The 26,109-nt window shown below is 58.3% G+C and carries 23 protein-coding genes, 1 tRNA gene and 1 pseudogene; 3 read left to right on the forward strand and 22 right to left on the reverse strand.

Annotation, left to right across the window (positions count from 1 at the left end; translation table 11 throughout):
* Positions 1–451 precede the first annotated feature (451 nt).
* The 3 genes from BPHYT_RS32325 to BPHYT_RS32335 all read right to left on the reverse strand — a co-directional run bounded on the left by BPHYT_RS32325 (position 452) and on the right by BPHYT_RS32335 (position 5,045).
* Positions 452–2,200, reverse strand: a complete 1,749-nt coding sequence (locus BPHYT_RS32325) for a hydantoinase B/oxoprolinase family protein (protein ID WP_012428342.1) — start codon at positions 2,198–2,200, stop codon at positions 452–454.
* 49 nt (positions 2,201–2,249) lie between these two features.
* Positions 2,250–4,286, reverse strand: coding sequence for a hydantoinase/oxoprolinase family protein (locus tag BPHYT_RS32330; RefSeq protein ID WP_012428343.1), 2,037 nt, complete (start codon positions 4,284–4,286; stop codon positions 2,250–2,252).
* A 288-nt stretch (positions 4,287–4,574) separates the two neighbouring features.
* Positions 4,575–5,045 carry an Lrp/AsnC family transcriptional regulator gene (locus tag BPHYT_RS32335; protein ID WP_012428344.1) on the reverse strand — a complete coding sequence of 157 codons (471 nt, stop codon included), beginning with the start codon at positions 5,043–5,045 and terminating at the stop codon, positions 4,575–4,577.
* A 133-nt stretch (positions 5,046–5,178) separates the two neighbouring features.
* On the opposite strand from BPHYT_RS32335, the gene BPHYT_RS32340 reads away from it, so the two are divergent.
* Both BPHYT_RS32340 and BPHYT_RS32345 read left to right on the forward strand, forming a co-directional pair.
* Positions 5,179–5,583, forward strand: coding sequence for a CidA/LrgA family protein (locus BPHYT_RS32340; protein WP_012428345.1), 405 nt, complete (start codon positions 5,179–5,181; stop codon positions 5,581–5,583).
* Complete coding sequence (locus BPHYT_RS32345) at positions 5,580–6,260, forward strand: LrgB family protein (protein ID WP_012428346.1); 681 nt, start codon at positions 5,580–5,582, stop codon at positions 6,258–6,260. The genes BPHYT_RS32340 and BPHYT_RS32345 overlap by 4 nt, the downstream gene beginning before the upstream one ends.
* 249 nt (positions 6,261–6,509) lie before the next feature.
* Here BPHYT_RS32345 and BPHYT_RS32350 read toward each other — a convergent pair whose 3' ends face one another.
* The 4 genes from BPHYT_RS32350 to BPHYT_RS32365 form a co-directional block, all read right to left on the reverse strand.
* Positions 6,510–7,322 carry an ABC transporter permease gene (locus BPHYT_RS32350; protein WP_012428347.1) on the reverse strand — a complete coding sequence of 271 codons (813 nt, stop codon included), beginning with the start codon at positions 7,320–7,322 and terminating at the stop codon, positions 6,510–6,512.
* Between the two features lie 14 nt (positions 7,323–7,336).
* Complete coding sequence (locus BPHYT_RS32355; RefSeq protein ID WP_012428348.1) at positions 7,337–8,209, reverse strand: ABC transporter permease; 873 nt, start codon at positions 8,207–8,209, stop codon at positions 7,337–7,339.
* Complete coding sequence (locus BPHYT_RS32360; RefSeq protein ID WP_012428349.1) at positions 8,196–9,284, reverse strand: ABC transporter ATP-binding protein; 1,089 nt, start codon at positions 9,282–9,284, stop codon at positions 8,196–8,198. Before BPHYT_RS32360 ends, BPHYT_RS32355 begins: the two co-directional genes overlap by 14 nt.
* A gap of 72 nt (positions 9,285–9,356) precedes the next feature.
* On the reverse strand, positions 9,357–10,385 hold the full coding sequence (locus BPHYT_RS32365) for an ABC transporter substrate-binding protein (RefSeq protein WP_238535785.1): 1,029 nt from the start codon (positions 10,383–10,385) through the stop codon (positions 9,357–9,359).
* Positions 10,386–10,747: 362 nt separating this feature from the next.
* Here BPHYT_RS32365 and BPHYT_RS32370 point away from each other — a divergent pair, with 362 nt between their 5' ends.
* The gene (locus BPHYT_RS32370; RefSeq protein ID WP_012428351.1) at positions 10,748–11,665 is read left to right on the forward strand and encodes a LysR substrate-binding domain-containing protein; all 918 of its coding nucleotides are present in this window, start codon (positions 10,748–10,750) and stop codon (positions 11,663–11,665) included.
* Positions 11,666–11,796: 131 nt separating this feature from the next.
* On the opposite strand, the gene BPHYT_RS32375 is transcribed toward BPHYT_RS32370, so the two are convergent.
* The 15 genes and pseudogenes from BPHYT_RS32375 to fdhE all read right to left on the reverse strand — a co-directional run bounded on the left by BPHYT_RS32375 (position 11,797) and on the right by fdhE (position 26,015).
* Positions 11,797–12,342 carry a site-specific integrase gene (locus BPHYT_RS32375; protein ID WP_167315785.1) on the reverse strand — a complete coding sequence of 182 codons (546 nt, stop codon included), beginning with the start codon at positions 12,340–12,342 and terminating at the stop codon, positions 11,797–11,799.
* Positions 12,343–12,837: 495 nt separating this feature from the next.
* Positions 12,838–14,163, reverse strand: a complete 1,326-nt coding sequence (locus BPHYT_RS32380) for a site-specific integrase (RefSeq protein ID WP_012428352.1) — start codon at positions 14,161–14,163, stop codon at positions 12,838–12,840.
* The gene (locus BPHYT_RS39765; RefSeq protein WP_407669213.1) at positions 14,108–14,311 is read right to left on the reverse strand and encodes a DUF6538 domain-containing protein; all 204 of its coding nucleotides are present in this window, start codon (positions 14,309–14,311) and stop codon (positions 14,108–14,110) included. The genes BPHYT_RS32380 and BPHYT_RS39765 overlap by 56 nt, the downstream gene beginning before the upstream one ends.
* Positions 14,312–14,448: 137 nt before the next feature.
* Positions 14,449–15,816 carry a tyrosine-type recombinase/integrase gene (locus BPHYT_RS32385; protein ID WP_012428353.1) on the reverse strand — a complete coding sequence of 456 codons (1,368 nt, stop codon included), beginning with the start codon at positions 15,814–15,816 and terminating at the stop codon, positions 14,449–14,451.
* 1,003 nt (positions 15,817–16,819) lie between these two features.
* A complete protein-coding gene (locus BPHYT_RS32390) occupies positions 16,820–17,407 on the reverse strand; it encodes a hypothetical protein (RefSeq protein WP_012428354.1) in 588 nt (195 codons plus the stop codon).
* Positions 17,408–17,601: 194 nt separating this feature from the next.
* Positions 17,602–17,958, reverse strand: coding sequence for a hypothetical protein (locus BPHYT_RS32395; protein ID WP_012428355.1), 357 nt, complete (start codon positions 17,956–17,958; stop codon positions 17,602–17,604).
* Between the two features lie 272 nt (positions 17,959–18,230).
* Positions 18,231–18,833: a TetR/AcrR family transcriptional regulator gene (locus BPHYT_RS32400; RefSeq protein ID WP_012428356.1), complete on the reverse strand. Its 603-nt coding sequence runs from the start codon at positions 18,831–18,833 to the stop codon at positions 18,231–18,233.
* Between the two features lie 96 nt (positions 18,834–18,929).
* Positions 18,930–19,166, reverse strand: a pseudogene (locus BPHYT_RS39325) (succinylglutamate desuccinylase); the annotation flags it as partial.
* On the reverse strand, positions 19,108–19,245 hold the full coding sequence (locus BPHYT_RS39770; protein ID WP_148225211.1) for an aldehyde dehydrogenase: 138 nt from the start codon (positions 19,243–19,245) through the stop codon (positions 19,108–19,110). The pseudogene BPHYT_RS39325 and the gene BPHYT_RS39770, both read right to left, overlap by 59 nt.
* A gap of 116 nt (positions 19,246–19,361) precedes the next feature.
* Positions 19,362–19,562: a hypothetical protein gene (locus BPHYT_RS39775; RefSeq protein ID WP_407669214.1), complete on the reverse strand. Its 201-nt coding sequence runs from the start codon at positions 19,560–19,562 to the stop codon at positions 19,362–19,364.
* Positions 19,563–20,110: 548 nt separating this feature from the next.
* Positions 20,111–21,346 (reverse strand): tyrosine-type recombinase/integrase, encoded by a 1,236-nt coding sequence (locus tag BPHYT_RS32410; protein WP_012428357.1) that lies wholly within the window; start codon positions 21,344–21,346, stop codon positions 20,111–20,113.
* 165 nt (positions 21,347–21,511) lie between these two features.
* Positions 21,512–21,607: transfer RNA gene (locus tag BPHYT_RS38450), tRNA-Sec, on the reverse strand.
* Between the two features lie 36 nt (positions 21,608–21,643).
* Complete coding sequence (selB, locus tag BPHYT_RS32415; RefSeq protein ID WP_012428358.1) at positions 21,644–23,557, reverse strand: selenocysteine-specific translation elongation factor; 1,914 nt, start codon at positions 23,555–23,557, stop codon at positions 21,644–21,646.
* Positions 23,554–24,984, reverse strand: a complete 1,431-nt coding sequence (selA, locus tag BPHYT_RS32420; RefSeq protein ID WP_012428359.1) for an L-seryl-tRNA(Sec) selenium transferase — start codon at positions 24,982–24,984, stop codon at positions 23,554–23,556. The genes selB and selA overlap by 4 nt, the downstream gene beginning before the upstream one ends.
* A 35-nt stretch (positions 24,985–25,019) precedes the next feature.
* The gene (gene fdhE / locus BPHYT_RS32425) at positions 25,020–26,015 is read right to left on the reverse strand and encodes a formate dehydrogenase accessory protein FdhE (RefSeq protein ID WP_012428360.1); all 996 of its coding nucleotides are present in this window, start codon (positions 26,013–26,015) and stop codon (positions 25,020–25,022) included.
* Between the last annotated feature and the right edge of the window lie 94 nt (positions 26,016–26,109).

Here is a 26,109-nt window from a genome sequence, read left to right on the forward strand (position 1 = left end):
CGCCACAGTTTGTTTTGAACCGCCGTCAGGGAAATCAGACTGTCGATGACCAATTTAGAGGGGATGATTCTTACCGTCAAAGTCGGAATAAAATGTGGCCTATTCCGAATGGTTATGCGTGATGCTCACGTGCCACTAAGGACCACAGACCCGTAGAACGCTAGTGCGTGTCACTCATGCGTGGCGGGCGCAAGCTACGTGACAAAGGTGGACCAATTGGATAACTACACAAAGTCATACTGCTGAAGGCTATTGCCGAGTTTCCAGACAAACCTACGGCACCACTCGGTGATATTTGCTACTGCAGACCCAACGAGACGCGCTAGGCTGCGGGCAGTCATTCGGTCTCGTTCCCGTACTCTTCATGCGGACTGGTGAACTACAAACGAAAAAAAGCGAACTTGCGGAGGGATGCACTCCTCCATCAAGTTCGCTTAGGCGCCGTTTCAGCTTACTTTGCGCTTTTTGAGTAACTAATAGCTTCAGTCACTCGTTCCGCTCCGTATTGCTGTTCAGCGAATTCACGACTCAATATGCCATCACGCAGGTCGGCCGCCAGCGCTTCAATGGGGCGCTCTTCGGGATGCCCGTAGCCGCCGCCGCCCGGCGTTTCGATGCGAATCGTTTCTCCGGCTTTCAGCACGATGCCTGCGACCTTTGAGGCGAGGGTCTCGGCGCGGTCAGTGCCAAAGTTGCGAGTGACCCTTCCTTTTCCGCCTTCGCCGCCACCGTTGACGCCAGCGGCGCCAATCTTGTGACTGTCGGAGCGGACCGAGACAACGGTGTTTTCCTTCAGCGCGCGCACCTGCCGAACAATCCCCATTCCGCCACGGCACTTTCCTGAGCCTGCAGAATCTTCAACATACCCGTAGCCTTCAACTACGAGCGGGAACTCGTGCTCCAGGGCCTCGGTCGGCATGTTCAGCGTGTTGGTGATATGAACATGCACGCCGTCCATACCATCGAAGTCGCTGCGGGCACCGCTGCCACCGCCCAGTGTTTCCCCAAAGACGTAGGCGCTTCCGTTCGACGACGTACCCGAAAAAGAAAGAGAGGGCAGAATGTCATTGCCAGATGCGATGACGCGTTCGGCCGGCAGCGCCGGGCGCATGGCGCCGAAGATAGCGCCGGCGATTTTCTGGCATGTAATGCTTCGCGCACTAACAGCCGCAGGGAAATTCGGGCTGACAATTGTTCCAGGTGGGGCGCTGACGGTGACTCCATCCATCAGTCCACTGTTAGCCATCAATTCGGGGTCGATGAGCGCCTTGACGCAGTAATAGACCGTTGCATTCAATGCGTTCCTGGGCACATTGAGTCCGCCTCGGGCCTGCGCACAAGTACCGGTCATATCGATGGAAATTTTCTCGCCGTCGATAGTCACGGTCGCTTTGATAGGCAACGGTTCCCCGCCGAATCCATCATCGTCGAGATAGGTAGTGAACGAGTACTCGCCATCGGGCATCGCCAAGACCCGTTGACGCAAGCGGTCTTTTGTATAAGCCAACACGGCGTCGATAGACTGCTGTACAGCGTCGGTTCCCATGCGTTGCACGAGTGAGTGTACCGCCGCTCCGCCGCGCAGGTTCGTGGCAATCTGCACCTTCAAATCCAGTGTTCGCTCCTCCGGCAACCGCGAGTTGGCAGCAATCAAGCTAAGCAAATCTTCGTCGATTGCGCCTCCACGTGCGATGCGAATCACAGGGATACGCAGTCCCTCCTCGAAAAGGGATTTTGCATTCGCCGACGTCGACCCAGGAGTCGGGCCGCCGATGTCTTGGTGGTGTCCGATATTGGCCGCAAACATGAACGGCCTTCCGTTCTCGAAGATTGGGGTGACGATTGAAATATCAGGTAGGTGGGTTCCACCAGCGAGATAAGGGTCGTTGCAAATGAAGGCATCACCCTCCTTCATTTCGTCGAGCGAATATCGCGCGAGAACGGCCTCGACACTTCCCACCAGCGAACCGAGGTGAAGAGGAATGTGCGTGCCTTGAGCGATAAGTCGGCCAAGCGCATCGAACAGGCCCACTGAGAAGTCTCGACGCTCCTTGATTTGCGACGAGAACGACGAGCGCATCATGTTAATCGCCATGTCTTCCGTAATGGTCAAAAGACGATTGCTGAATACTTCCATCGCGATGGAGTCGAATTCATCTCCTCGCTTGGTCGACATACCGGACATACTTTTCTGAGCCATGATTTGGGTACCTACTGGATAGGGGTTGGGGAGAGCCTAATCAAGCGACTCAGTCAACGATGATGTTTCCGACATTGTCGAGTTGAGCCTTCTGTCCGGGCAGAACAACCGTAGTCGAACTCATTTCTTCGATAATCACCGGACCAATCACAGACTCGCCAACAGGCAGCGCCGAACGGCGATATACGTTCGTGTCGAGCCAACCATCTTTCGGCCCAAAGTAGACCGACCGGCAATCGATGAGCGCGCTGCTGAAACTACCTCCGGAAACAGGAGCGGTCAGAGCAGCATTGGGCACAAGTCCGATAGCCTTGAGCCGAACGTTCACAATCTCGACCGGGCGGTCGTTAATCGCGTAGCCGTATTGAGCCATATGCGCCTCACCGAAAGCATGGACGAAGTCGCTCAAGCCGTTGGTTCCCACGTCCTCCAAGTCGATTGCAATGTCGTAGTTCTGACCCACATAGCGCGCATCAACCGCCAAGGCATATCGGCGGCAATCTTCTGTGATTTTCTCGGCCGTAAGCCAATTCTCGCCAGACGCTTTCAACTCTTCAGCGGTCTCTTTGACCTTTTCCCACGCCGTTTGGTTGGCAACAGCCAATTGAGTACGGACGAAGTCCCGCGATACGTTGGAAACCAGCGCACCTCGTGCGCACATCGTGCCTGGCTCAATCGGTACCAGCACCCGTGCAAGCCCACACTCGCGAGCGACCTCGCTAGCGAAGAGCGGGCCTGCGCCGCCGAATGCCATCAACGAGAACTGGGCGAGGTCGTGGCCATGCTCGGTCGAAATAGCACGAATCGCGCGACTCATATTTGCGCTCGCAATCTGGAGCATTCCATACGCGGCCTCCTCGACAGAGATTCCGAGCGGTTCCGCGATACGTTCCCGGATTGCTTGTCCTGCTTTCTCCCGGTCGATTGGCATACGACCTTCGAGAAGGGCAACAGGGTTGAGCCGTCGCAAGTAGATATTCGCGTCTGTAAGCGTCGGCTCGGTGCCCCCTTTGCCATAGGCGACGGGCCCGGGTGCTGCACCCGCGCTGCGGGGACCTACCTTCAATCCACGAGCGTCGTCAACATTTGCAATGCTGCCTCCGCCCGCGCCGATGACATGGATGTCGATCATCGGCACCTTTACCGGATAGCCAGCCACGATGCGGTTCGGCGTGAACTTGGGTCGGCCCTTTTCAATAAGCGACACATCGGTGCTCGTCCCGCCAACGTCGAAAGTGACGATGTCTGAAAACCCGGACGCCGAGCCGACGGCCGCGGCACCCACAACACCTGCGGCCGGACCGGAAAGGCAAGTCAGAACCGGGAGTTCCTCGACAGACTTGAGAGACAGAAGGCCACCATTCGAGTGCACGGTAAGCGGTTCAACAGGGATTCCGACCTCGCGCACGCGACCTTCCAGACGGGCGAGATAATTCTTCATCGGCGGCCCGACGTACGCATTCAGAACAGTCGTGGAGGTACGTTCGTACTCGCGAAACTCGGGGAGGACGTCGGATGAGATGCTGACGTAAGCATCAGGCATCAGTTCTTGAACGACTTCCTTCGCCAGTTGCTCGTGCTTAGGATTTCGGTACGAATGCAGAAAGCAAATCGCAACGGACTCTACGCCGGTATCGCGGAGTTGCTTGACTGCGCTAACCATCTGGTCGCGATTCAACTGCGTCTCGACGTCGCCAGTTGCTGTCAGACGCTCTTCCACCTCGACCCGACGGTGGCGCTCAACAAGCACAGGCGGTTTTGTGACCGAGTAGTCGAACAGCGCGGGGCGAGTCTGACGGCCGATATCTAGCACGTCTCTGAAGCCCTTCGTCGTGAGAAGCCCGGTTGCGACACCCCGCCGCTCAATAATCATGTTTGTGGCCACGGTTGTACCGTGACCAAAGAATCCCACGTCGGCTGGGTCGGCTTCGAAGCGACGAAGCATCTCCTTCACGCCTTCCGCAATAGCGACAGAGGGGTCGTGCGGTGTCGACGAAACCTTGAAGAACCGAAACTCCGCCTTCTGAGTATCGACGAGAACGAAGTCCGTGAAGCTTCCCCCAACATCTACGCCAATCCGCAACATCCCTCTTCCCCTAATCTGGTTCGCGCCGCTACCTTTTCGCCGCGACACTCAAATGAGTGCAGACTTATGTTATGTTCGGCATCGTATAGCGTCAAAGTCGGAATAAAAGGAAGCGTATTTCAAAAAGTTATAGTATTGTGCGCGCTTTTTTGGAGTGGTAACTGCCTCGAAAGGATGGATTTCTCCGCCTTTCTTCATAGCGGTTTGTTTCTCGGACATGCGTCCGTGTTGGTCATTTAACCAGACCTGCACAGCCTTCCACGCTCTTCAAGATTTAAATCGGACGATTTATCCCGGCAAGAACACCGGCAGTCCGCGGCGGCCAGGTTCCGATGAAAGACTAATGAGCGTGTGAACCTCCTGAACCATCGGCAGGCTTGAGAGCCTGTCCGCGAGCAACTTGCTATAGGCATTGAGGTCTACCGTAACGATGCGAAGGAGAAAATCAACGTTGCCTAGGATTGTGTGGATTTCCACCACTTCCGGATATTGCTCAACGGCCGCTTTGAACTTCTCGCCGGCCCGCTCGCTGTGTTTGTTCAGTTTTACCTGCGTGAACATCTGAACAGTAAGCCCGAGCTTCATGCGGTCAAGAATTGCCACCCGCCGAACGATAACACCCCCGCTTTCCAACTTCTCCACTCGCCGCCAGACCTGCGACTGGGATAGCCCAACCTCATCTCCGACCGCACTCATTGGCATCGACGCATCCGCCTGTAAAAGCGAGAGAATTTTTCGGTCAAATTGGTCCAGATTCATAATTTATGCACGACACGGCGCGCTCTCATGAGAATGATGCATATTCTCGCACCAATTCTTGATTTATGAATTATGGTCACGCTGCTGGGGGTCTAGCATAAGACTACCGTGATTCGCATCCGAGTTAACCCAAATGACCCAAGCAACATCCACAATAAACGCTCTGCTGCTCCCTCAGTGGCGTGGCCCTCTGCAGGCCCTTGCGTTGGTAGGCAGCTTCATGGCTCTATCTCACGTGACTGCATCCATTTCACCAGACATGAATCCCGCAATCACTGGATTTGTTCTCGTTCTCGTCGGCCTCGCGAGCAAAGCGCTTCCCTTGTCCATCATTGAAGCTGGCGCAAAGTTTCTTATTGCACAAAGCGCACTATTCCTTATACCTGCGGTCGTGGCGGTCGCACGCCAAAGTGCGCTCCTGCAGGCGCACTGGATTCCGTTGCTGGTCATTGTGGTTGGCGGCACAGCTATTTCAGCAGCAGCTACTGCACTCGCCGTTGAATTCACAACACTCGCACTGGCGCGGAGACGCTCATGATTACGATAGTCACGCTGTTGTCCTCCACCGTGGCTGCGTATCGCCTGAACACAAGCATCTATAAGCGTTGGCGCGGCATTTGGTCTTCCCCACTCATACTCACGCCACTGGCCATTATTGCCATCCTGCCTCTGGCAGGTGTGTCTTACGATACCTACGTGGCCTCAACGCGCCCGCTACTTTGGATGATTGGTCCGCTGACGCTCGCTCTGGCGGTGCCGGTGTACCAGCAACGAGCTTTTATCCGTCACTGGTGGCCAGCGCTGGTTGTTGGAACCATTGTCTCGGGTACGACCGCGATGATTTCAGCCATTGAGCTCGCTCACTTTTTTGACTTGCCTTCCACCATCGCCCATAGCCTTGTTGCAAGGTCTGTATCTTTGCCCTTCGCATTCGTGGTTGCGGACGAAATATCCGGCGCACGCGACCTTACGACATTGTTCGTCGTCGTCAGCGGATTGGTTGGTATCGTGGTTGGAGACGTCTTGCTTGTCCTCATGCGCTTGCGGTCCGCGCAAGCGCATGGGGCCACGCTTGGGGCGATTGCTCAGGTAGCCGGCGTTGCACGAGCTCACGACCGTGGAACTCCAAACGGCGTAATGGCGAGCCTGACTATGGTGTTCAGCGGGGCATTTGCGGTACTGGCTGCGCCCTTCCTCGTACGGTTTCTGCAGTAAGCAGTAGGTAGCGCGACTAACGAGGAAGAGATGGGCGGAGATACTCCGCCTTCCGCCCTTACAAAGGACCCTTGAACCGATATTGGACAGGCTGTCCGGTTAGCATGCCTGATTGATTGGGTTGTCAGTGGTCGTTGCGCAGAATAGTCGGCCTGTCGACCCTCCCAAAGCGAAGGCATGAACGCTCACATAATGAGGTCACGCCGACATCCCTGTTGCCGCAGTCTGCTCTAAGATGGCATTTCGCGTCTAGCTTCGTGAGGTCTGGCCGACCTCACCGAGCAATACTCGGTCTAGTCCAACGATTCGGTCGAGGACCAGCATGAGTATCACAGTTCCCACTATCAGTACGGCGGACACCGACGCAACCAGCGGGTCGATGGTCTGTGAAATCTGGTTGTACATGGCAACGGGTAGCGTCGTCGTACCAGGTGTCGCGACGAATATGGTCATAGTCAACTCGTCAAAACTCTGGATGAAGGAGAGAATCCAGCCGCCGACAACACCAGTTCGAATCATCGGCAACACAACCCGACGAAAAGCGATAAACCGAGTCGCACCGCATGACAGGGCGGCACGCTCGGCGTCACGGTCAAGACCGATGGCAGCTGATAAGCAGAGTCTGAGCGCGTACGGCAAGACAATGATTACGTGTGCGCAGACGAGCGCACCAAATGAACCTGAGAGATGCAACAGCGAGAGAAAGCGCAAAAACGCGATTCCAAGTACAACAGCTGGAATCATCATTGGTGAAAGAAAAAAGCTCATGAGCGCAGCACGACCATGGAAACGGTAACGCGCAATCGCGAGTGCGGCAGGGACCGCAAGGAGAACGCCAATCGTCGCGGACGCAAAGGCGAGTTTCACCGAGAGCCAGAACGCGGACACCATGTCGTCGTTGACCAGAATGGCACGAAACCAGCGTAATGATGCGCCACCGAAGGGCATCGAAATAAATCCCTTGCTGGTAAATGAGACAAGCAGAACCACAACGAGGGGAGCCGTGATAAAGGCCATAAAAAATCCGTTATACGTTAGCGCAATGATTCCATTCTGCTTCATGCCCAGTACTCCGCTCAGTGGAAGATGTGCTTAAAACGATGTTCTGCGAGCCTGCTGCATCCCATGACAATTGCAACATTGGCAATCAGCAACAACACCGCAATGCTGGCACCAAGCGGCCAGTTGAGCGTGCCGAGGAACTCGTCATAAGCTGCCGTTGCAACGACTTTTAAACGGCGCCCGCCGATTAGGGCGGGAGTCGCAAACGCGGATGCCGAAAGTGCGAAGACGATGATTGAGCCGGACAGTACGCCAGGCAAAATCTGAGGGAAAATCACGCGACGAAAAATTTTGATGGGTGAGCCTCCCAGCGAGCGACCGGCCCATTCCACCTGAGGGTCGAGTCTTTGCATCGTTGTCCAGACTGACATGACCATGAAAGGCACAAGCACGTGTGTCAACGCGAGGACCATGCCAGTCATGGTAAACACGAGACGGACCGGACGGTCAGTTATGTGCAGCGCCTGCAGGATGCTGTTAACTACTCCGTTGTTTCCAAGCAAAATTTGCCAGCCAAGCGTCCGAACCACAACCGAAATGAGAAGTGGCCCGAGGACGACCAATAGTGCCAGCGACTGCCATGGACGTCGCATTCTCGCCAAGATGATGGTTTCTGGCACGCCTAACAAGATGGAAGCTGCGGTCACTGCAAACGCGAGTCCGGCCGTGCGTAGAAAAATCGCGCCGTAGTACGGGTCGGTGACTACTTCGAGGTAGTTATTCAGCGTGTAGGCGGCTTCAATCCCTTCCGTGTCACTGAACACACGGAAAGACAGCATCAAAGTGAGTATCAGTGGGACCAGGAGGAGTCCTACAAAAAGCAGTAGCGCAGGTATAGACAGAAGCCACGGAGTGGCCCCCGGCCGCTCAATGTCATGCGTTGCCATTTTGGACCTCCAACCCGACTCGCTCGTTAGCGCTCAGCATTCGCAGGTCATCATCACTCCACGTCAGACCCACGTTGTGCCCTTCTTCGGGAGGCGGAACGCCTTGATTTGTCTGAGCAACCTTCAGCTTGCCAAATTGCGTCTCGACCTCAAGTAGCCATTGATTACCGACAAAGACTCGCGTGAACACACGACCTCGGACGCGCGCGTCATTGCTCACAACCCGCACTTTTTCCGGGCGAATGTACACATTAACGGTGCCCTTAACCGAGCGCCCTTCATGCGGGACGAGTAGCACCTTGTCTGCAATAGCGACTTCAGCGCACCGAGGATTGCGGCCCACGACACTGCCGGTCAGCGCATTCGTGCGGCCCAAAAATGTCGACGTGAATGGCGTTGACGGACGCTCATATGCGTCAAACGGCGTCGATATCTGCGCAATCTTTCCTTGATGCATTACCGCGATTCGGTCACTCATCGTCATCGCTTCGACCTGGTCATGAGTGACCAGAATCGTCGTAATGTCCAAGCGCTTCTGAATCGCCCGCAATTCGATATGCATTTCTTCACGTAACTTTGCGTCAAGATTTGACATCGGCTCGTCGAGGAGGAGAAGCTCAGGCTTCATCGCAATTGCGCGCGCTATTGCCACCCGCTGACGCTGCCCGCCTGAGAGCTCTTTTGGATAGCGATGGTCGAGCCCATTTAGCCGAACGAAATCCAAGGATTCGGCAATGCTTTTTTTACGGTCTGCACGGTTGACCTTACGCATTTCAAGGCCGAAGCCAACGTTATCCGACACCGTCATGTGTGGGAACAATGCGTAGCTCTGGAACACAACGCCAATAGCTCGCTTTTCTGGTCGCTCTGTAGTGATGTCCCGGCCATCGAGAATCACGCTGCCCGTGGTCGGCGTGACGAATCCAGCAATCATCTGAAGGGTAGTCGTCTTTCCGCATCCCGAAGGACCGAGCAGCGCCAACAATTCGCCCCGCTTCACTTCGAGGTCAAGATTGGAAGTAGCAGTAAAGTTGCCGTAACGCTTTGAGATATTCTGAAGTGTGAGGAAGCTCATCTCTAAATTCCACAAACAATAGATGCATGCACGAGGTCATCGTGAAGGGGTCGTCTTTTATCCGCCCGCTCGTTATCTCTCAACGCTACGATTCCAACGGCCGGTCCACTCGGTCCGATGTTGGTTGATGACGTCCCAATTGACTGTGGTCAGCTTTGAAATCTGCTCCGGTCCATAAGGGACATTTGCTGCCACATCTGCGTTCAGTTTTACCGTTTTGTTAACGGGTCCGAGGCCGATATTCTCCGCCTGCAATCTCTGGACTTCGGGGCTCAGTAAGTACTGGACAAATTGCTGAGACAATTCGGGTTGCGAGTTTTCCACCAAAACGCAGGCCGCCGCCTGAAGGGCAACGGCACCCTCCTTCGGATAGACCAGCTTTAGCGGGAAGCCGGTCTTTCGCAGTGCCATCGCACGCCCGCTGCCATAGGGGGCAAGGATGACGTCTCCCGACTGCATGAGGCTATCTAACTCTCCTGAAGTCGAAGCCCAGGAAAGCACATTTGGACTTACAGACTTGACCATTACGGCGAACCCTTTATTGATGTCGTTCTCGCTTCCCCCGTTTGCGCGGGCGAGCATTATGAGAGTGTGAAGGCCGTAGGTGTTCGTGATTGGCTGGATTGCAATCTTCCCATCAAGGCGTTTTTCGGTGAAAACATTCCAAGAGTCTGGGGCAGGAATATTGGCCTTCTTGAACGCATCTGCGTTGTAACCGATTCCAGTCGCGACAACTCCAATGCCGATTGCAGTAGGACCTATTCTCGCTAAAGGGTACAAATCATTTAATACAGGAGCTTCAGCAATCTTCGTGCAGAGGCCGAGGCGCATGGCCTGATACATAGGCCCATCGTCCATCACTGCAACATTGATTTGCTGACGTCCCTTCTGTGCCTGAAGTTTGGCGAGGGTGTCGCTCGATGTTCCCGCGACATATACAACTTTCACGTTGTGCGCTTTCTCAAAAGCGGGAATCACCTTCTGTTGATACAACTGCTCGCTCGAACCCCCGACGTTCGCTAGATACAAGGTGGTCTGTGCGCTGCTTGGTTGCGCTGCAAATATGCTTGTGAGAATGCTCAACGTCGAGACGGCGGCCATTCGTCTAAGTAGGTTTACGGTGCTTTTGCGCTTGTCCATATCGATTTTTCGCTGATTGTCTCCGTCTTTGACAGCCCTGCGCTCAAACCCGGCCTGCGTTTCGGAACCGTACGACGTATGCAAAACGGAGAGGCGAAGCGGCCCCTCTGTGCTCAATCTAAGAGTGTTGACGTAGAACGTCAAAGTCGGAAACAAATGTCGCCTATTCCAAATGGTTATAGAGTCCCCGTATCACCGATATCCAAGGTTTCGCACATGCAGGTCATATAAACCCTAGTTGTCCCGCTCAATTTCGGCGAGGTATAACCTTTGGTGTAAAATTCGATGGCGAATGTATTTTTGGCTATGGACGAGAAAGAGTCATGAGACGGCAGGTCAATCTTCGGCAAGTGGAGGCCTTCAAGGCCGTCATCGAACGCGGCACCGTTAGCGCGGCAGCAGATGCGCTGTTCGTGTCGCAACCAGCGGTAAGCAAACTTCTGGCAAACCTCGAAGACGACTGTGACCTAAAGTTGTTTGAGCGCGTTCGAGGCAAACTTGCCCCAACTCGGCATGGGATGAGGTTGTACGCTGAAATTGACCGAGTTTTCTCCGGCTTGCGCCAAGTCGAACATGCAATAGCGTCGATTCATCGCGATGACCAGAAGCAATTGACTGTTGGCGTCCTTCAAGCTTTGTCCGGCTCGTTCATCAACCGAGTAGTGAAAAGCTTCCTGCGAATCCATCCGGACGTGATGATTACTATTCATACCCGAGACTCGCCGTTCCTTGCCGAATGGCTCAGCACTCAGCAGATTGACGTCGGACTGATAAGTAGCATCGTCGACAACCCTTATATCGAGCGAGATACGCTCATCGAGCACCCGCTGATTTGCGTGTTGCCGCCAGGGCACCATCTCTGCTCGAAGCCTGTGATTGATATCAGTGACCTTAACGAAGAAGATTTCATAACATTCCCGGAGTCAACGCTTACCCGTCAGCGGGTTGATGCATTGTTCGAGCAGAACGCTGTACGACCGAGAATCGTTATGCAGGCCAGCACAGCTCCCACGATATGTGAGGCTGTAGCGGCTGGAATAGGCGTCTCATTGGTCCATCCGCTATTCACGGATGGCGTGAAAGAAAGACTGGTGCTTCGCCGCTTCACTCCGAGCACGCCATTCAGTTTTCAGCTTTGCCGCAATCGCAGTTCGAACAACGTCCAACTCGTTGACGACTTCCTTCGTGAAGCGAAGCGCGTATCGGACGAGACATCCAAAGAACTCATGATGGGCAGCTAGGGGCGGACACGTTCCGACGAAGCAGCGCGGAATGCTCCTCAGGACCAACGTCGGCCATCAGTCATTCGACTCACCACGCTGACTTCACCGCTCGGCCTGACGTCTCAAGACTATCCCACACGACAGCCTTTTCATACACGCTGCACCATGCAACAATCGCAGACACCAGCAGAACAATCTATCGCTGGAGTGCGTCGCGCGGCGCTAAAGGCACGCTTCACAGCCTCGCCAGTCAGGCCCGGAAACACCTTGCCGATCCGCTTGCCGTTGTCGCCGTAGCGGGCCGCGCTGCGCGCCAATATCCCGATTGCTTTGGCTGACAGTGGCACGGTGCGGGACAGGCCATTCTTCGTCATCGGCAGATGCGCCGAACTCTGTTCGAGATTCACGTGTGCCCAGTCGAGTGAGACTAGCTCGCCCTGTCGCATTGCCGTTTCTACTGCAAGCTCGACCAACGCCCGGAGATATGGCGCTCGCGCCGCATCGCAAGCCGCCAGCAGCCGCGTCTCCTCGCCGTCCATGTACCGCCGACGCCGGGGTCTCGAATCTTGCGGGCGGCGAACTTTGCTGAACGGATTGTCCGGCCACGGCGCTGACCATTCCGACATGGCGACGCTGCAAATGCGGGAGAGCAGCGCCATATCGCGCCGCACCGTCGCGCCCTTGACGCTGGACATACGCCAGTTCCGCCGTGCTGCGATCTGAGCGCCGCTCAGGCCCGCAAGCGTCACCTGCGCAATGCTGTGCCACATCAGGCCGCGCAGACGTATCGCTTCGCTCGCTGAACCGCGATGAAGCGGCGTAACCTCGTCGAGATAAAGCTGGTATCACGTCGCGGAACAGCCGATACGGAGATGCACATTCGGCAGCGATTCGTCGCTCTGTTTCTGCGGCCATTGCAGCCCCCTGCCTTGTGCGTATGCGTGCTTCCTGCACTTCCGCCCAAGCGATTGCTTCGGGGCGGCGCGGGAACGTTGCTGACAGCAGTGGGAAACCGTTGATGCGGATGCGTGCGGTCCAGTTGCCGTTCGGACGGCGCTGTAGAGTGCCCATACCTAGCTCCAAGATTGAGGATGCGGGTATGGGCGGTCATGCCGCTGTTACTCAGCGTGGCGATTATGTCACGACGTTCACCGCCTATCTGTTGTGCGCGTGCGTCAGCAGAGCAAGCGTCAGCGACGCGAGACGCGCCAGCTAGTCCTGTCGACTACTGCCCCGTCCAAGGCGGCGGCATCTTCAGACCATGTATCCGATACCGCTGCATTGCATCGACAAGCGGCGCAAGTGGATAGAGTGTTCCGGAGCCGTAGGTACGGCCCACTCCCCCGCCCACGTCCCGTAAGGGCATCGTGAACCGCCTCGTCCACCCCCGCCTCGCGCATCACGTTCTTGAACAGGTGCCGGAACGAGTGGAACACCATGCGCTTGTCCGTAATGCCGACTGCGCGCTTATGTTTGCCGAACCATTTTCCGAACAGTGCCCCTTCCCGGCCTTCGTTGTTCGGCTTGAGCGCCGGGAACAACCGGGGGCCAGTGACCGACCGGGCGTACTCGATGAAGCCCAGCGCAATCAGTTCAGGATGAATCGGAACACGCCGACGCGACCCTGCCGTCTTGACCTGCTGCCCCTCGCCTGCGTCCGTGATAGTGAAAATCCAGCATGTACGCTGGGCACCGTTGGTATCGCTGTACGGCGTTTCGCTTATGTCGGTGGGCGTAAGCTGCGCCAGTTCCTCCAGCCGGGCACCCGCATACAGCGCGAGCAGTGGGAGCCAGTACGCCGCCTCGCCTGCGCCTGCACCGGGACGCTCGCCCGCTGTGTATATCGTCGAGCCGAACAGAAGCTTGAGCGCCGGAAGATCGAACGGAAGCCGGGCCATCTTTGCGTTGGAGCGCGTGCCGACTTTTACCCCCTTCGCGGGGTTACTCGGCAGCCAGCCCTGATCGTGTGCGTACGGGAGCAGTGTTGAGAACATGGTGAGAATTTTGTCCGTGTTCACGGCAGTCTGCCCGGACGCGAGCAGTGCATCCTTGAACTGGATGACCTGCTGCCGGGCTATCGTCTCTACGGGAAGCGGGCCAACTAGCTCGCGAAAACGGCGCGAGCATCGCTCGGCTATCTGCACCGTTCGGGGCTGGGGCTGACGTTCTTTCGCCCATGCGGTGATTAAGTCGGACAGCAAATGTGTTGAGCCGGCATTCGGAACACGAGGCTTGCGCCCAGTTCGAGCGACACCGCCGCCCGACTCGCCAGCGAGCCGCCGCTGCGATTCCTTCTCGATATAGACACGCCGGGAAATGGCATCGTCGATGGCTTGCCGCTCATCCTCTTCTACACCTTCGTCACGCATCGCGGCAGCAGAGTCGTGCGCTTCCTCGTCCTCACGGCTCACAAAAGGCGACCACGATGACGCATCGGCCTGCTTGCGCAGGCGCGCCCACTCACTGTCGAGTTGCGAACCGGCAGCGTGGGCGACATAGCACGACAGCCAACCCACGGTCGCTCGTACCGAGTGCTTTGGTGATCTCGGATTTGCCGAGGACAGGGATCAGATCAGATGGGACGCGACGGCGAAGGTAATACCGCGAACCGCGTTTGATGAGGTGCGTACACGTGGAGAGATTATGCCTCTGTGTAGCATCCACACGGGCATGGACCCGCGCCAGACATGGCTAACAAGCCCGAAGGCCCGCCAGACAAGGGTTTCTTGGTCGGGGCGAGAGGATTTGAACCTCCCACCACCTGCACCCCATGCAAGCAGTTGACGGTGGGAAGTCGATTCCTATTCGGAGCAGTCGACGCGGCCTGCTTGTTGAACTTCGTTCCTATCATTGTCTTCCACATCGCCTCGGAGAGATTTGGTCAGCATAGCGATGCCATTGAATCCCGCTTGCATAAAAGTCGCGCGCGGCCCATCTTTGATCCAGCCATCCAGGGCGTCCGCCCAAGCCTGCAGCATCACTCTTCTCTGCTCTGCGTATTCGGCCTTGTTATATATCGCCCGAACACCACGCTGTTCATGCGCAAGGCACTTCTCAATCCAGTCGGAGTTGAAGCCAGCTTCATGCAGGTGCGTGCTTGCCGTGCGCCGCAGGTCATGCACGGTGAACGGCTCAAACGTGTCGCCTCGGGCGCAGATCAACTTCACCGTACTATCGATGACTCGGTTCAACGTCGCCGCACTGATCGGCGAGGCCGTTTCATACCGTCCGGGGTGCAGGTACTGACTGGATCCGAAACAAGTTTTGAACGCGACGAGAATCTCCAACGCCTGTTCACTTAGGTATACGTGATGAGGGCGCCTAGCCTTCATGCGCTCTTTCGGGATTGTCCAAGTTGCGGTCTCGAAATTCACCTCATCCCACGTGGCATCGATGAATTCAGATTTGCGCACCAACGTCAGCAGCATAAATTTAGTGGCAAGCCGCAACGTCGGTGTCGTTGGCGTCAGATCCAAAGCGTTAAAGAAGATGTAAATCTCCTCCGGACTCAGCGCCCTATCGCGTGCCTTAAATGTCGCTATAGCGCTTGGACGGATAGCTGCCGCCGGATTGTCTACTTTAATACCCCGAGCCTCAACAAATCGGAAGACCTGCAGCACGATTTCCCGCGCGTGAACCGCTTGAGCAGCAGCCCCGCGCTCCTTGATTTTCTCGCAGCGCGCCATCAATCGCACTGGCGTGATCTCTTCCAATTTCAGCCGACCGAATTCGGACGCAAGATTGCGCTCATATACCGATTTACGCATCGAACGCGTGGAATCCGCGAGGGCGGTCTCCGCGAAGTATCTCTCCGCCCATTTCCCAAATGTCAGCGCTTCGGCTGCCTCGGCCCGTTTCTCGACTTTTGCACGTGACGGACTGTGTCCGCGCTGGATTGCTCCGTAGGCGTGGTCGCGCAGAAGTCGGGCTTCCGAGAGGCTGATTGCCATCCCAAATCCGAGCTCGTCCAGCTTCCGCGGCTTCCGTGAAGACAGTGATGGATCGTACCGGCCGATGACCAAGGTTTCACGGCGACCGTTTACCCGGTAGTCGTAGCGGAAGCTCACCGCACCCGACGGCGTCACCGCCGCATATAGCCCCTGCTGATCGGCCACCTTGTAGATTTTCTCAGCGGGCTTCAACGCCCGCAACTGCATGTCTGTGAGCATAAGAACTCCTCGAACGTATACCGTCACCCGATACCGTCAAAGCGAGGTGACGGTATCGGACAAGGCCGTCCGAGGGGGAAATGACGATACCGTCAGCGATACCGACATTTCCTCCGGGCACTGTACGGATTTCAGCGGATCATCGCGGACAGTAACCCACTGTTTTTTAACGGAAAAACAGCAAAAACGGCACTCTAAGAACGACCTGGGAGCAGTCTAAATCATTCCCACTCCAACATATTCCAGTAACGTCCATTAGATGCCTGCGCTCGGAGTATCAACGGCGTTAACGAGACGACGCGCCGCATTCACGATCCGCCCGGAACTCGATAATCTCTTCGGTGCGCGCAGTTGAGGTTCGTGCAGATAAGGTCGATCGTGACTGACCTTGCCGTGGATGCGCGACGTCGCTTCGCAAGTCTCGCCTCCGTCTTCGAGCTTGCACGTCGACGATCGACTGCCGTCCGTGACCTCGGAAACCGCCTGCGACTTCGTTCTCGCGAATGATAGAGGTTCCGCGACACGCGCCTGAACGGCCGTCCCTGATCGACCCCGAGCGGTCACACAACGCAACGTACTGTGCGTGGCTGCTTTCGGGGCACAACGGTCACGCAACCCTTGAACCGAATCATGTTCACGGCTGCTGGATGTATGTTGAACGTTGAGCGCTTTATCGCGAGCTCTTGCCGCCCGTCTGAGCCAGCATGTTCAAGCTGGCGCGGGATGCCGCGCCAGTACGGGCGGCATTTTTTTGCCGAACCCGTTTGCGTTATCGGCCAGCGAGCGGCACAACTACCGGTGTGCGGGAGGGTTTTTTCGAACGTTGGTTCTGCAAAGACAGCAACGCGCCCGCGTCACGCTCGCTGCAAAACTGGACGCGCCGAGGCCAGCGAAATCCGGCGGCGTCATGTCGCTGACAAGCGGATCACGACTCGGCGTGACATGTTGCTATGTGAGCGGCATCCGCCTGCAGCCGCAATTGCGGAGTGCCGACTCGTTGACGCTAGCTTCGCGAATGCTCCGCCATACATCCAGCGAGCCGCGCATAGGCCGCCTGCAATCCGACCAGCTTAGCCGTGAAGACCTCGTTACCGGCAAGAGAAACCGCAAGGTTGTTCGTATCCGCTTTTTCCTTGAGCACCGACATGATTTGCACGGCGACCATCAGCGTGCCGTATGGCGTATTCCCAATGGTGGTCTGCAGGGCGGGCCAGTTGAACGCGCCGTCATTCCCATGAACAGCGAGCGTCACGCGCTGCGTCGAGTGAGCGGTCTTTGGAATACGGGGACCTTCGAACCACAACATCCCGGACCCTGTCCTTGCCATTTCGGCGTCCATGGGACCATGAATTGAATAGGTTCCATTGGTGGTCACGAAACTGACTGAACATTGGTAGCCATCATTCCCTAGATCGCGCATCAGTACCCAATAGTAGTCATCTCCCTTATCGAAAAGCTCGTGGGCAACCGTTCCATTGGCGCTCAGGCTGGTGCCATCGGAAGCCGCCCGAGGCGCCGCCGCGCTCGAGAGCAAGGCACCTGCGGCCAAAGCGATAGAAAGAGCCTTCAGGACAGTCCGTACCTTCGACATAGATAACACCTGTCATATAAGGGATGCGCCATTGGTCAATTGCAATGCCTCCTGCGCGAAGCCGCCGCTAGTAAAGCACTATGGAAGGGAGCCGCCCAACCCTGGTTTGGTACGGCAACATCCCCAGCATACCCACCCGTCAGGCCCGCCCCAGCGGTCCGGTGCAACGGCCTATATCCCGAGAATACTTTGCACTATGGGCAGGGCACCAATCCGACTGTGTCCCCATAGTTGACCGAGCACATGTGCTGTTCAGGCGGTGCCGGTGGTCGATAATTCGGAGACGTACGCTTCTGGATCTCTGCGCCCTCCGCAGCCTGCTGGTCGGCTTGCCACTGAGCATCGTGCTCAAATCTTCGGCGGATGGCCGCCTTTCCCTCAGGCGTCTTGTTATAAGCCTCGGCTGCCGCTTGCGACTTCTGCAACTGAAGGTGATAGAGCTGTACTTCCTCGGGCGTCATTGTGTATTTGCTTTGGGGCAATGTACAGCCGCTCATCACCACCAGTGCCAACAGCGCGCCTGCCAACACCTTTCGTTGTCCTGAAGACATTGCAAGTCCCCCTTAAACGTTGTTATTTATTGCGCCGTCCGGAAGGCGCGCGCCGCGTATCGTGTCCAACCACACGCCAACCAACCTGCCGGCATACGGATCAAATGATACTAGTCGTTCTACTTTTGGGTCAAGTTGCGATTGGGTGTACTTGCGTTGGCTTTGCGCCACACGTTCTCGAAACCGGGTCCTATCCGGCTGATTCATCGGTGCGGATAGCCGCGAGCACATGCGTTGACAGGCCCGACGGCTCAATCATCAACGCGGGCAAGTTACTTCCCTTTTCGGGAGATTTTTTTTGCTGGAGGCAAGCTTGGTAAATGTTGCGTCAGAAGGGCTTTGGCCGCATGCCAAGCCTCCGTGGCGCAATGGGCATTATTTGACGCTCGGGCTTCAACGGTGGCGCCATCGAGAAGCAACATGAAGATGCCGCTCAACCATGTTGCTTTCGCGGTGGGGAGTATCTCTTCCAGCGTGCCCGCCATTAGCCGCGTCATGTCCCGACGATAGCGAATGGCGACCTCTGATATCTTCGGGTGATCCCGTCCGAACTCGGCAAGCGCACGCTCGAACAGGCAGCCGGCAAATTCGGGAGCACGGAACCACGCTCCATACCAGTCGAAGACCGCTTTCACCTTGGTCTCCGGGTCCTCTTGCGCACGCATGTGCGTCTCGACGCTTGCGAAGATGAGTTCGTACCGTTGGCCAAGGACCGCGTGGATCAGATCGTCCTTGCCGGCGAAGTTCCGGTACAAAGTCATGCGCGCGACCCCGGATTCGCTAATAATCCGCTCGATACCGATCGACTGGAAGCCGTGCATCGAGAAGAGTTGCGTCGCGGTATCCACCACCATTTTCCGCTTGCTTGCTCGCATTGAAACCTCTCCCTGGTGCCCCTTCCTTGCGTCGAAGGGTCGCCCGCTGAAATACAGGCGCGTCAGATCCGATTGTAGCGGCTTATGATGAGTGGACTATTGATGCCTTGCCAACCGCCGTTCGACCCTGCCACTGTACGACCATCACGCCCGCGCGCAACTGCCTGGGCGAAGGCATCACAAGCATTAAATCGCGCCAGGGGTGCGCACGGCTTCACCGTCTGGCCAGACGATCACGCTGCCCGCAGCGGGAAGCACTTCCAGCCGCGTATAGTTATCGGTGAAGCGAACGTCGAGGCTCCTCGCGACAACAGGCTCCGTCACGCGCACGACCGGCAATCGCTTCGGCTTCGCCGTCGAAACGGAACACGGGTAAGACGGGGCCGAAAGTGTCTTCGCAGCCCAATTGCATCTCGGGCGTCACGTCGACGAGCACAGCAGGTCGGGCCAAGTTCAGGCAAGCGTTTGGCGCCGAGGACTATGTAGCGGTTCGGCGGTGGAGCATGCCGATCGATCTACGGCGATCGGTCAGACAGGGGGACGGCTCAATGACAGCCAAGATTGAACCAATGGCTGTTGCCACTGATATCTCACGTACTCCAAAAGCCGCTGTGGCATAGGATCGCCATTCGGTGCGAGACGATTCAACAAGAGCGCAAGGTCTACATCGGCGACGCTCCACTCGCCGAAGAGGTTCTCGTTGCCGGCGGCCGGAGGGGTTTCAGCCATCAAAAACAGTGTTTGCGCACCCGATTGCGCAGCATCGGACAGCCGTGGCTGGTCCGTAGCGAATTGCCTCCGTTCGGTCGTTCCTGCCTGATTGGCATGAGATCACTGCGCAACCACGCCTGTAGCCGATCCAAGATCCGAGCGTTTAAACGGCAGCTTTCAAGATGGACGCGTCGCTCGAGCGTCGCCGCCAGGCGAAGACCGAGAGTCTCTTCATGGCCGACACTTGCCCGTCGTCCCACACGCGTGCGCTAGAGGGCCGCGTGTCGCGCTTCAGACTCTACCCGACCATGCCTCCTGAGGAAGAACGGCAAATGATCGCTCCGTCTTTCACGCGCGCACAAAGTGCGTCCGTCGGCGTGATGGTTCTGACGCGATGCTCCGGGACATGGCCCGGCCTGACGGTCCGCGCGAGCGATTGCAGCGTTCGGGTAAATCGCGGGTAAAAACTAGACATGCCACTCTGCGACCAGCCATTGAGCCAGGGCGTGCATAGGCTTCCACGATCCCGCGTTGGCTCTGAACAACAACCATGCAACGAACGCATATTATGCAGCCGACGCCATCATCGCAGCGCCCTCTTTCTTTTCGCCGCAATACCTTCCCCAGTCCTCCATCATCAGGCGTCGACGCTCGAGCTGGTCGCGACGCCGGTAGGCCGCCACTGTCTGCGATGCGATGACATGAGCCAGGGCTTCCTCAGCGAGCGAATCGGGATAGTCCGTACATTCGGCAACCCAGTCGCGAAACGTCGACCGGAAACCGTGTACGGTGATTCCGTGTCGCGACATACGTCTCAGAAGCGTCAGCATCGCCATGTTCGACAACGGACGCCCTTCCTTGCAACCCGGGAAGAGATAACCGTATTTCGCCTTGGGCAATGCGCTGCGCACGATCTCGACAGCGCGGTCACAAAGCGGTACGCGAAGGGGCCGGCCGCTCTTGGTACGATCACCAGGAATTGACCACGTGCGGGCGGCGAGGTCAAACTCCTCGGGCCGCGCAAAGCGCACCTCGTTCGTGCGAGTCGCCGTGAGGATGAGCAGATGCAACACACGCGCCGCACGACGGGGACGTTGCTCAACCTCGCTGATAAACGCTGGCAACTCCTCCCAGGGTAGTGCAGGATGGTGGTTTACCTGCGAGCGTTTCTTCGAGCGCGGCAACACAAGCTGCAGATGATCAACGTATCGTGCAGGGTTGCTGCCGACGCGATGACCCAGCACCGTCTCTGCGTCGAGAATTGCCTTGATGCGGCCGCGTACACGGCGCGCAGTCTCCGCCTTCTTCGTCCAGATCGGCTGAAGGATGCGTACGATCATCGCGGTATCAATGTCGCGCACCCGGACGTCACCGATCACCGGATACGCGTACGTTTTGAGCGTGTTACCCCACTGCTGAACATGCTTGCGATTTCGCCACTGTGGTTCATGCGCACGGATAAACGCTTCAGTTGCTTCACGAAACGTCACATTGTTATCCGGAGATATGTCAAGCAGTTGCCTTCGCTGCTGCTCACGCCGCGCGAGAATGGGATCGATCAGGTCCCTGACCATGTCACGGTACCCGGCGGCCAGTTTCCGCGCCTCGCCCAGAGAGACCCGCGAGAGTGGACCGAGACCCATCTCCCGCATGCGACCGTTCAGTTTGAACCGGAACACCCATGAACGCGCACCGCTGTCCGCGATCTGCATATAGAGGCCACCGCCATCCGCGTAATGACCCGGCGTCACCTCCTTCGCGACCCGCGGAGCGCTGAGTCGATGCAACTGTCGTCCAGCCATGTTGCCCTCCCTACCCACAAACCCACATCGCTACCCATACTTCGTGAGGAAATTGTGCGGGACGTCAACGGTAGCCGCAAGCACGCCGTTACCCATAAACCGCTTTAAAATCAGCGATCTACAGGACATCAACGGAAGATGCCGGAATGGCCCGGAAAGCCCATGTGGCGGAAGGCAGCCGGAGTCGAACCGACCTGAGAGCGTCTGACGCCCTCAACTGGGTTTGAAGCCCAGCCGCGCCACCGGACACGAATGCCTTCCTAAGGTGACCAAACTACACGTTACCGATCAAAAAAATCAAAGCAGATCGAGCCAGCGACTATCCGTGCGCAGCAGATGAAGCCCACGGTGGAAGCGAGTATACCCAACCCGGTCGAAGAACTCCAAAAGCTGGATCGCGCGTTTCCGGCCCAACCCGGTGACGTCGCGAAACGGTGCGGCCGCAACCGTGCCGGCATTCTTTTGCGCCTCGGCAGCCGCGATCGAGGCCAATTCCCGAATCATCTGCGGGTGGTAAAAAAGATCGCGCACGACCTGAAACAGTTCGCCCTGCCGCGCGAGTTTGCGCATCAACTGACGCACACGCTCCTCCGGTACGCCGTGCGCGTTGGCCAGATCACGCACCCACGGCGGATCGAAACCACCGGCTTTCACCGCAGGCAGCAGCGTCGCCGCGAGCGCGCGATCCGCTTCGTCGAGCGTCACCGCATGGCCCGGCAGATGCAGCCAGGGCCCGCGTTTGACGATCTCGCCACGCGTCGCGGCATCGTCGACAAGCGCGCGCCACAGCGCATCGTCCACCAGCGGCGCCGCGATGCGCCGCAAGCGCGAGATGTCCGGCCCCAACTCGTCAGGCGAGCGTTCGTGGTATTGCGCGAGCGTCGCCGTCAATCGCGAATTGAGCGCTTGCCAAAGCGCGTCGGCGACTAGCAATGCGTCTTCGCCTGGCAACTCCACGACCCGCGTGTTGGCCGGCAATGCGAGCGTGGCCGCCGGCATGCCCGTCAAACGCTCCAGCAGCGAGCGCGACAAGCCATGCGGTGCTCTCGCGAAGATAGCGTCGAGCGTGGCGGTGTCGAGCATGGTCTGAAGCGCATCGAGCCACGCCAGCCGCTCGACCGAACGACGTTTGCGCGACGGCGCGAACGGATCGAGCACATGACCGCCGCCAATCGTGCGATTGGCCTGCGCGTTGCGCACCACGAAGCGATCGCCCGGCAGCGCGCAAACCGGTCGCTCGAACACGAGTTGAACGCGGGCACGCCGACCGGCGCCGAGCGTTTCCCCGTCGAGCAACGCGACATGCGCAACCTGGTGCTGCGTGCCCAGATGCACGTGCAACGGCGCCCAATGCTCCAACGCATGCGGTGCATCGGCGAGCAGCGTCAGCATGACGTCGATTCGCTCCGACGCTTGCGAGAGCCGCGGATCGACGATCCAGTCGCCACGATCGATCGCGCTCTTCTCGATGCCCGCGAGGTTCAATGCGCAGCGCTCGCCAGCGCGTCCGCTCTGCGCCGGACGATTTTGCGCATGAATGCTGCGCACACGCACCGGTTGATTCTTCGGCGCGAGCAGCATCGTGTCGCCCACCGCTACGCGGCCCGACACCACGGTTCCGGTCACGATCGTGCCCTGGCCCGAGAGCGTGAAGACACGATCGACCGCGAGACGAAACAAGCCGTCGTCCCGCTTCATTCGCCACGCCGCGGCCGCCGCGTGCAGATGCGCCTTCAACGCGGCAACGCCGGGATCGTCGGCCTGCACTGCGCAAGTATCGAACACGGGCGCGTCCTGAAGTACGCTGCCGCTCAGAAACGCCCGTACTTCGTCATGCACTTCGCGCAGACGCTGCGCGTCGACGCGGTCCACCTTGGTTAGCGCGACGGCGCCTTGCCGAATCCCGAGCAGTTCGACAATCGCCAGATGCTCGCGCGTTTGCGGCATCACACCGTCGTCGGCGGCGATCACCAGCAGTGCGAAATCGATGCCGCTCGCGCCCGCGGTCATCGTATGCACGAGCTTTTCGTGACCCGGCACATCGATCAAACCGAGCACGTCGCCGTTCTCCAGCGGCACGTACGCATAGCCCAGTTCGATCGAAATGCCGCGCGCCTTTTCTTCCTTGAGCCGATCCGTATCGACGCCCGATAGCGCTTTCACCAGGCTCGTCTTACCGTGGTCGATATGCCCCGCCGTACCGACGATCATGCGCGCGCGCCTTTCAGTTGCTCGACCAGTTGCGCTTCGTCGGCGGCTTCTAGGCAGCGCAGATCGAGACGCAACGCATCGTCCGCGATGCGACCGATCACGGGCCGCGCCATTTCCCGCAACATCTTTTCGAGCGCAAGCAATTGACGGCCGCCGCGTTTGCCGTCCGCCATTCTGACGACCAGACCATAACTCGGCAGCACGTCGACCGGCAACGCGCCGCTGCCGATCTGACTGAACATCGGCTCCGCCGTCACCGCATAACGTTCGCCGACTGCGTGCTGCAACGCGGGCTGCACGCGATCCGCAGCGAGCCGGATGTCATCGGCGGCACGGGTCAATAAGCGCAGCGTAGTGAGCCGCTCCGTGAGCCTCTCCGGCGCGCGATAAAGCTGCAGCACAGGCTCCAGCGCCGCGAGCGTCAGTTTGCCGACGCGCAACGCGCGCTTGAGTGGATGCTTCTTGATCTTCGCGATCAGATCGCGTCGCCCAACGATCAAACCGGCTTGCGGACCGCCGAGCAACTTGTCGCCGCTGAACGTGACGAGGTCCGCACCGGCCTCGACGGTTTCGCGTACCGTCGTCTCGCGCGGCAAGCCCCATTGGCTCAGATCGACCAGCGTGCCGCTGCCGAGATCCACGGCAACCGCGAGGCCGCGCGCGTGGGCGAGCGGCGCGATTTCATTCAGACCGACCTCTTTGGTGAAGCCGCTGATCGCATAGTTGCTCGCGTGGACTTTCATCAGCAGCGCGGTTTGCGGGCCGATGGCTTCCTCGTAGTCCTTCAGATGCGTGCGGTTCGTCGTGCCGACTTCACGCAATTTCGCGCCCGCGCGGCTCATGATGTCGGGAATGCGGAACGCACCGCCGATTTCAACCAGCTCGCCGCGCGACACGATGACTTCTTTCTTCGACGCCAACGCGGACAGCGTGAGCAACACCGCGGCCGCGTTGTTGTTGACCACGGTGGCCGCTTCGGCGCCGGTCAATTCGCAGATGAGCTCGTCGATCAGATCGTCGCGGTCGCCGCGCTTACCGGTGCCGAGATCGAACTCGAGGTTGGCGGGTTGCGTGAGCGCTTTCATGACGGCCTGAACCGCCTCGTCGGGCAGCAATGCGCGACCGAGATTGGTATGCAGCACCGTGCCGGTCAGATTGAAAACGCTGCGCAAGCGCGACTCGTGGCGCTTGCGTAGCGCGGCTTCGACCGCGCTCTTAAGTTGCGCGACGTCGAGCGCGCTCACGGACGCATCGCCCGATTGCGCGCCGGCGCGCCATGTGTCGAGCGCTTCGCGCACCGCGCCCAACACCTGCGTGCGGCCATATTCTGCGAGCAGCGCCGCGAACTCGGCCGACGCCATCACCTTTTCCACCGACGGCACGCGCGCCATCAACGCCCGTAATTCAGAGCCGCTTACATCGCTCACGAGGCAATTCCTCTTCCAGTCGCATTCACTCGCTGCTAGTCGGACTCGCCGGAAGACTCGTCCGCACCGACGCCCTGTTCGGGCCACAGCCACGGATGCGGCGACGCCCGCCGGTAACCTTCCGCCCCCATCAGCAAATCCAGCGTGAGACTGGCGAGATCGTCCGCGAACGGTTCGAAATCGTAGTCCTTCGACTGAGTGCCGATCTTCCGGTAAGTATGGCATTCGTCGCACGATTCCGCTTTCAACGCGGCGTTCTTCGATTCGGCTTCGCGCGCGGCTTCGTCGGCATCGGGCGAGCCGACCGTGTGATAAGCGATGCCCTTGGTCGAATCGCAATTCGAGCACTTCGTGCGAACCATGTGCCATTCGGTAGAGCACAGGCCGCATTGCAGGTAGCGGTAATTGTCGTACGCGCCCCCAACGCGCACGATGCTCGCCACCGGATGCGATCCGCACACGGGACACAGGCCGAGCGTCTCGAGGTACGGCACCTCGCGCTTGTCGATATCGGCGGCGAGGTCGGTCCATACCACTTGCAGCGCGGCCACGATGAACGGTGCGCTCGCCGGATCGATTTCTTCGAAGCGCTGCGCGAAGATCGCGTCGGCCTGGAATTCGAGCGCGGCGGTGTCGAGCGTGCGCAGCCGGTCGATCAGTGCTTCGAGCGGCGGCGTGAGCGGGCCTGCGACTGCTACCTTGTCGAGCAACTGCCGCAGCACGTCGCGCCACGCCGGATCACGCACGCCGGAAAGCGCGGGAATCAACGGCATGGAATGCTGCTGCGCACTCGCGATCAACTCGGCGCTGGGCGGCTGCGCCTTGAAGCCGGCGATCACGGCTTGCTGCGCGTCGGCGAGCACGGCCATGAGGCGCAAATAGCCGGCGATCGGATTGTCGAGCGCCGCAAGCTGGCGCAGCCGCGCGGCCCGCGCGGCAAACACCGCGAGCCGTTCCGGCATGCGAAGGCGCGGAATTGCCGAATGATCGAGCGACTCAATGTCGCCGGCTTCGAGAATACGTTGAACCACAGTATCGACCTCTGAAAACTGAAGAGCCGCCGCCGTTCATCGAACAGAAGCGGCGGCTCGGGTGCAGCGCGCCGGCAGCCGCTCTGCCTTGAAT

This window comes from Paraburkholderia phytofirmans PsJN (genome assembly GCF_000020125.1).
Classification (GTDB): domain Bacteria; phylum Pseudomonadota; class Gammaproteobacteria; order Burkholderiales; family Burkholderiaceae; genus Paraburkholderia; species Paraburkholderia phytofirmans.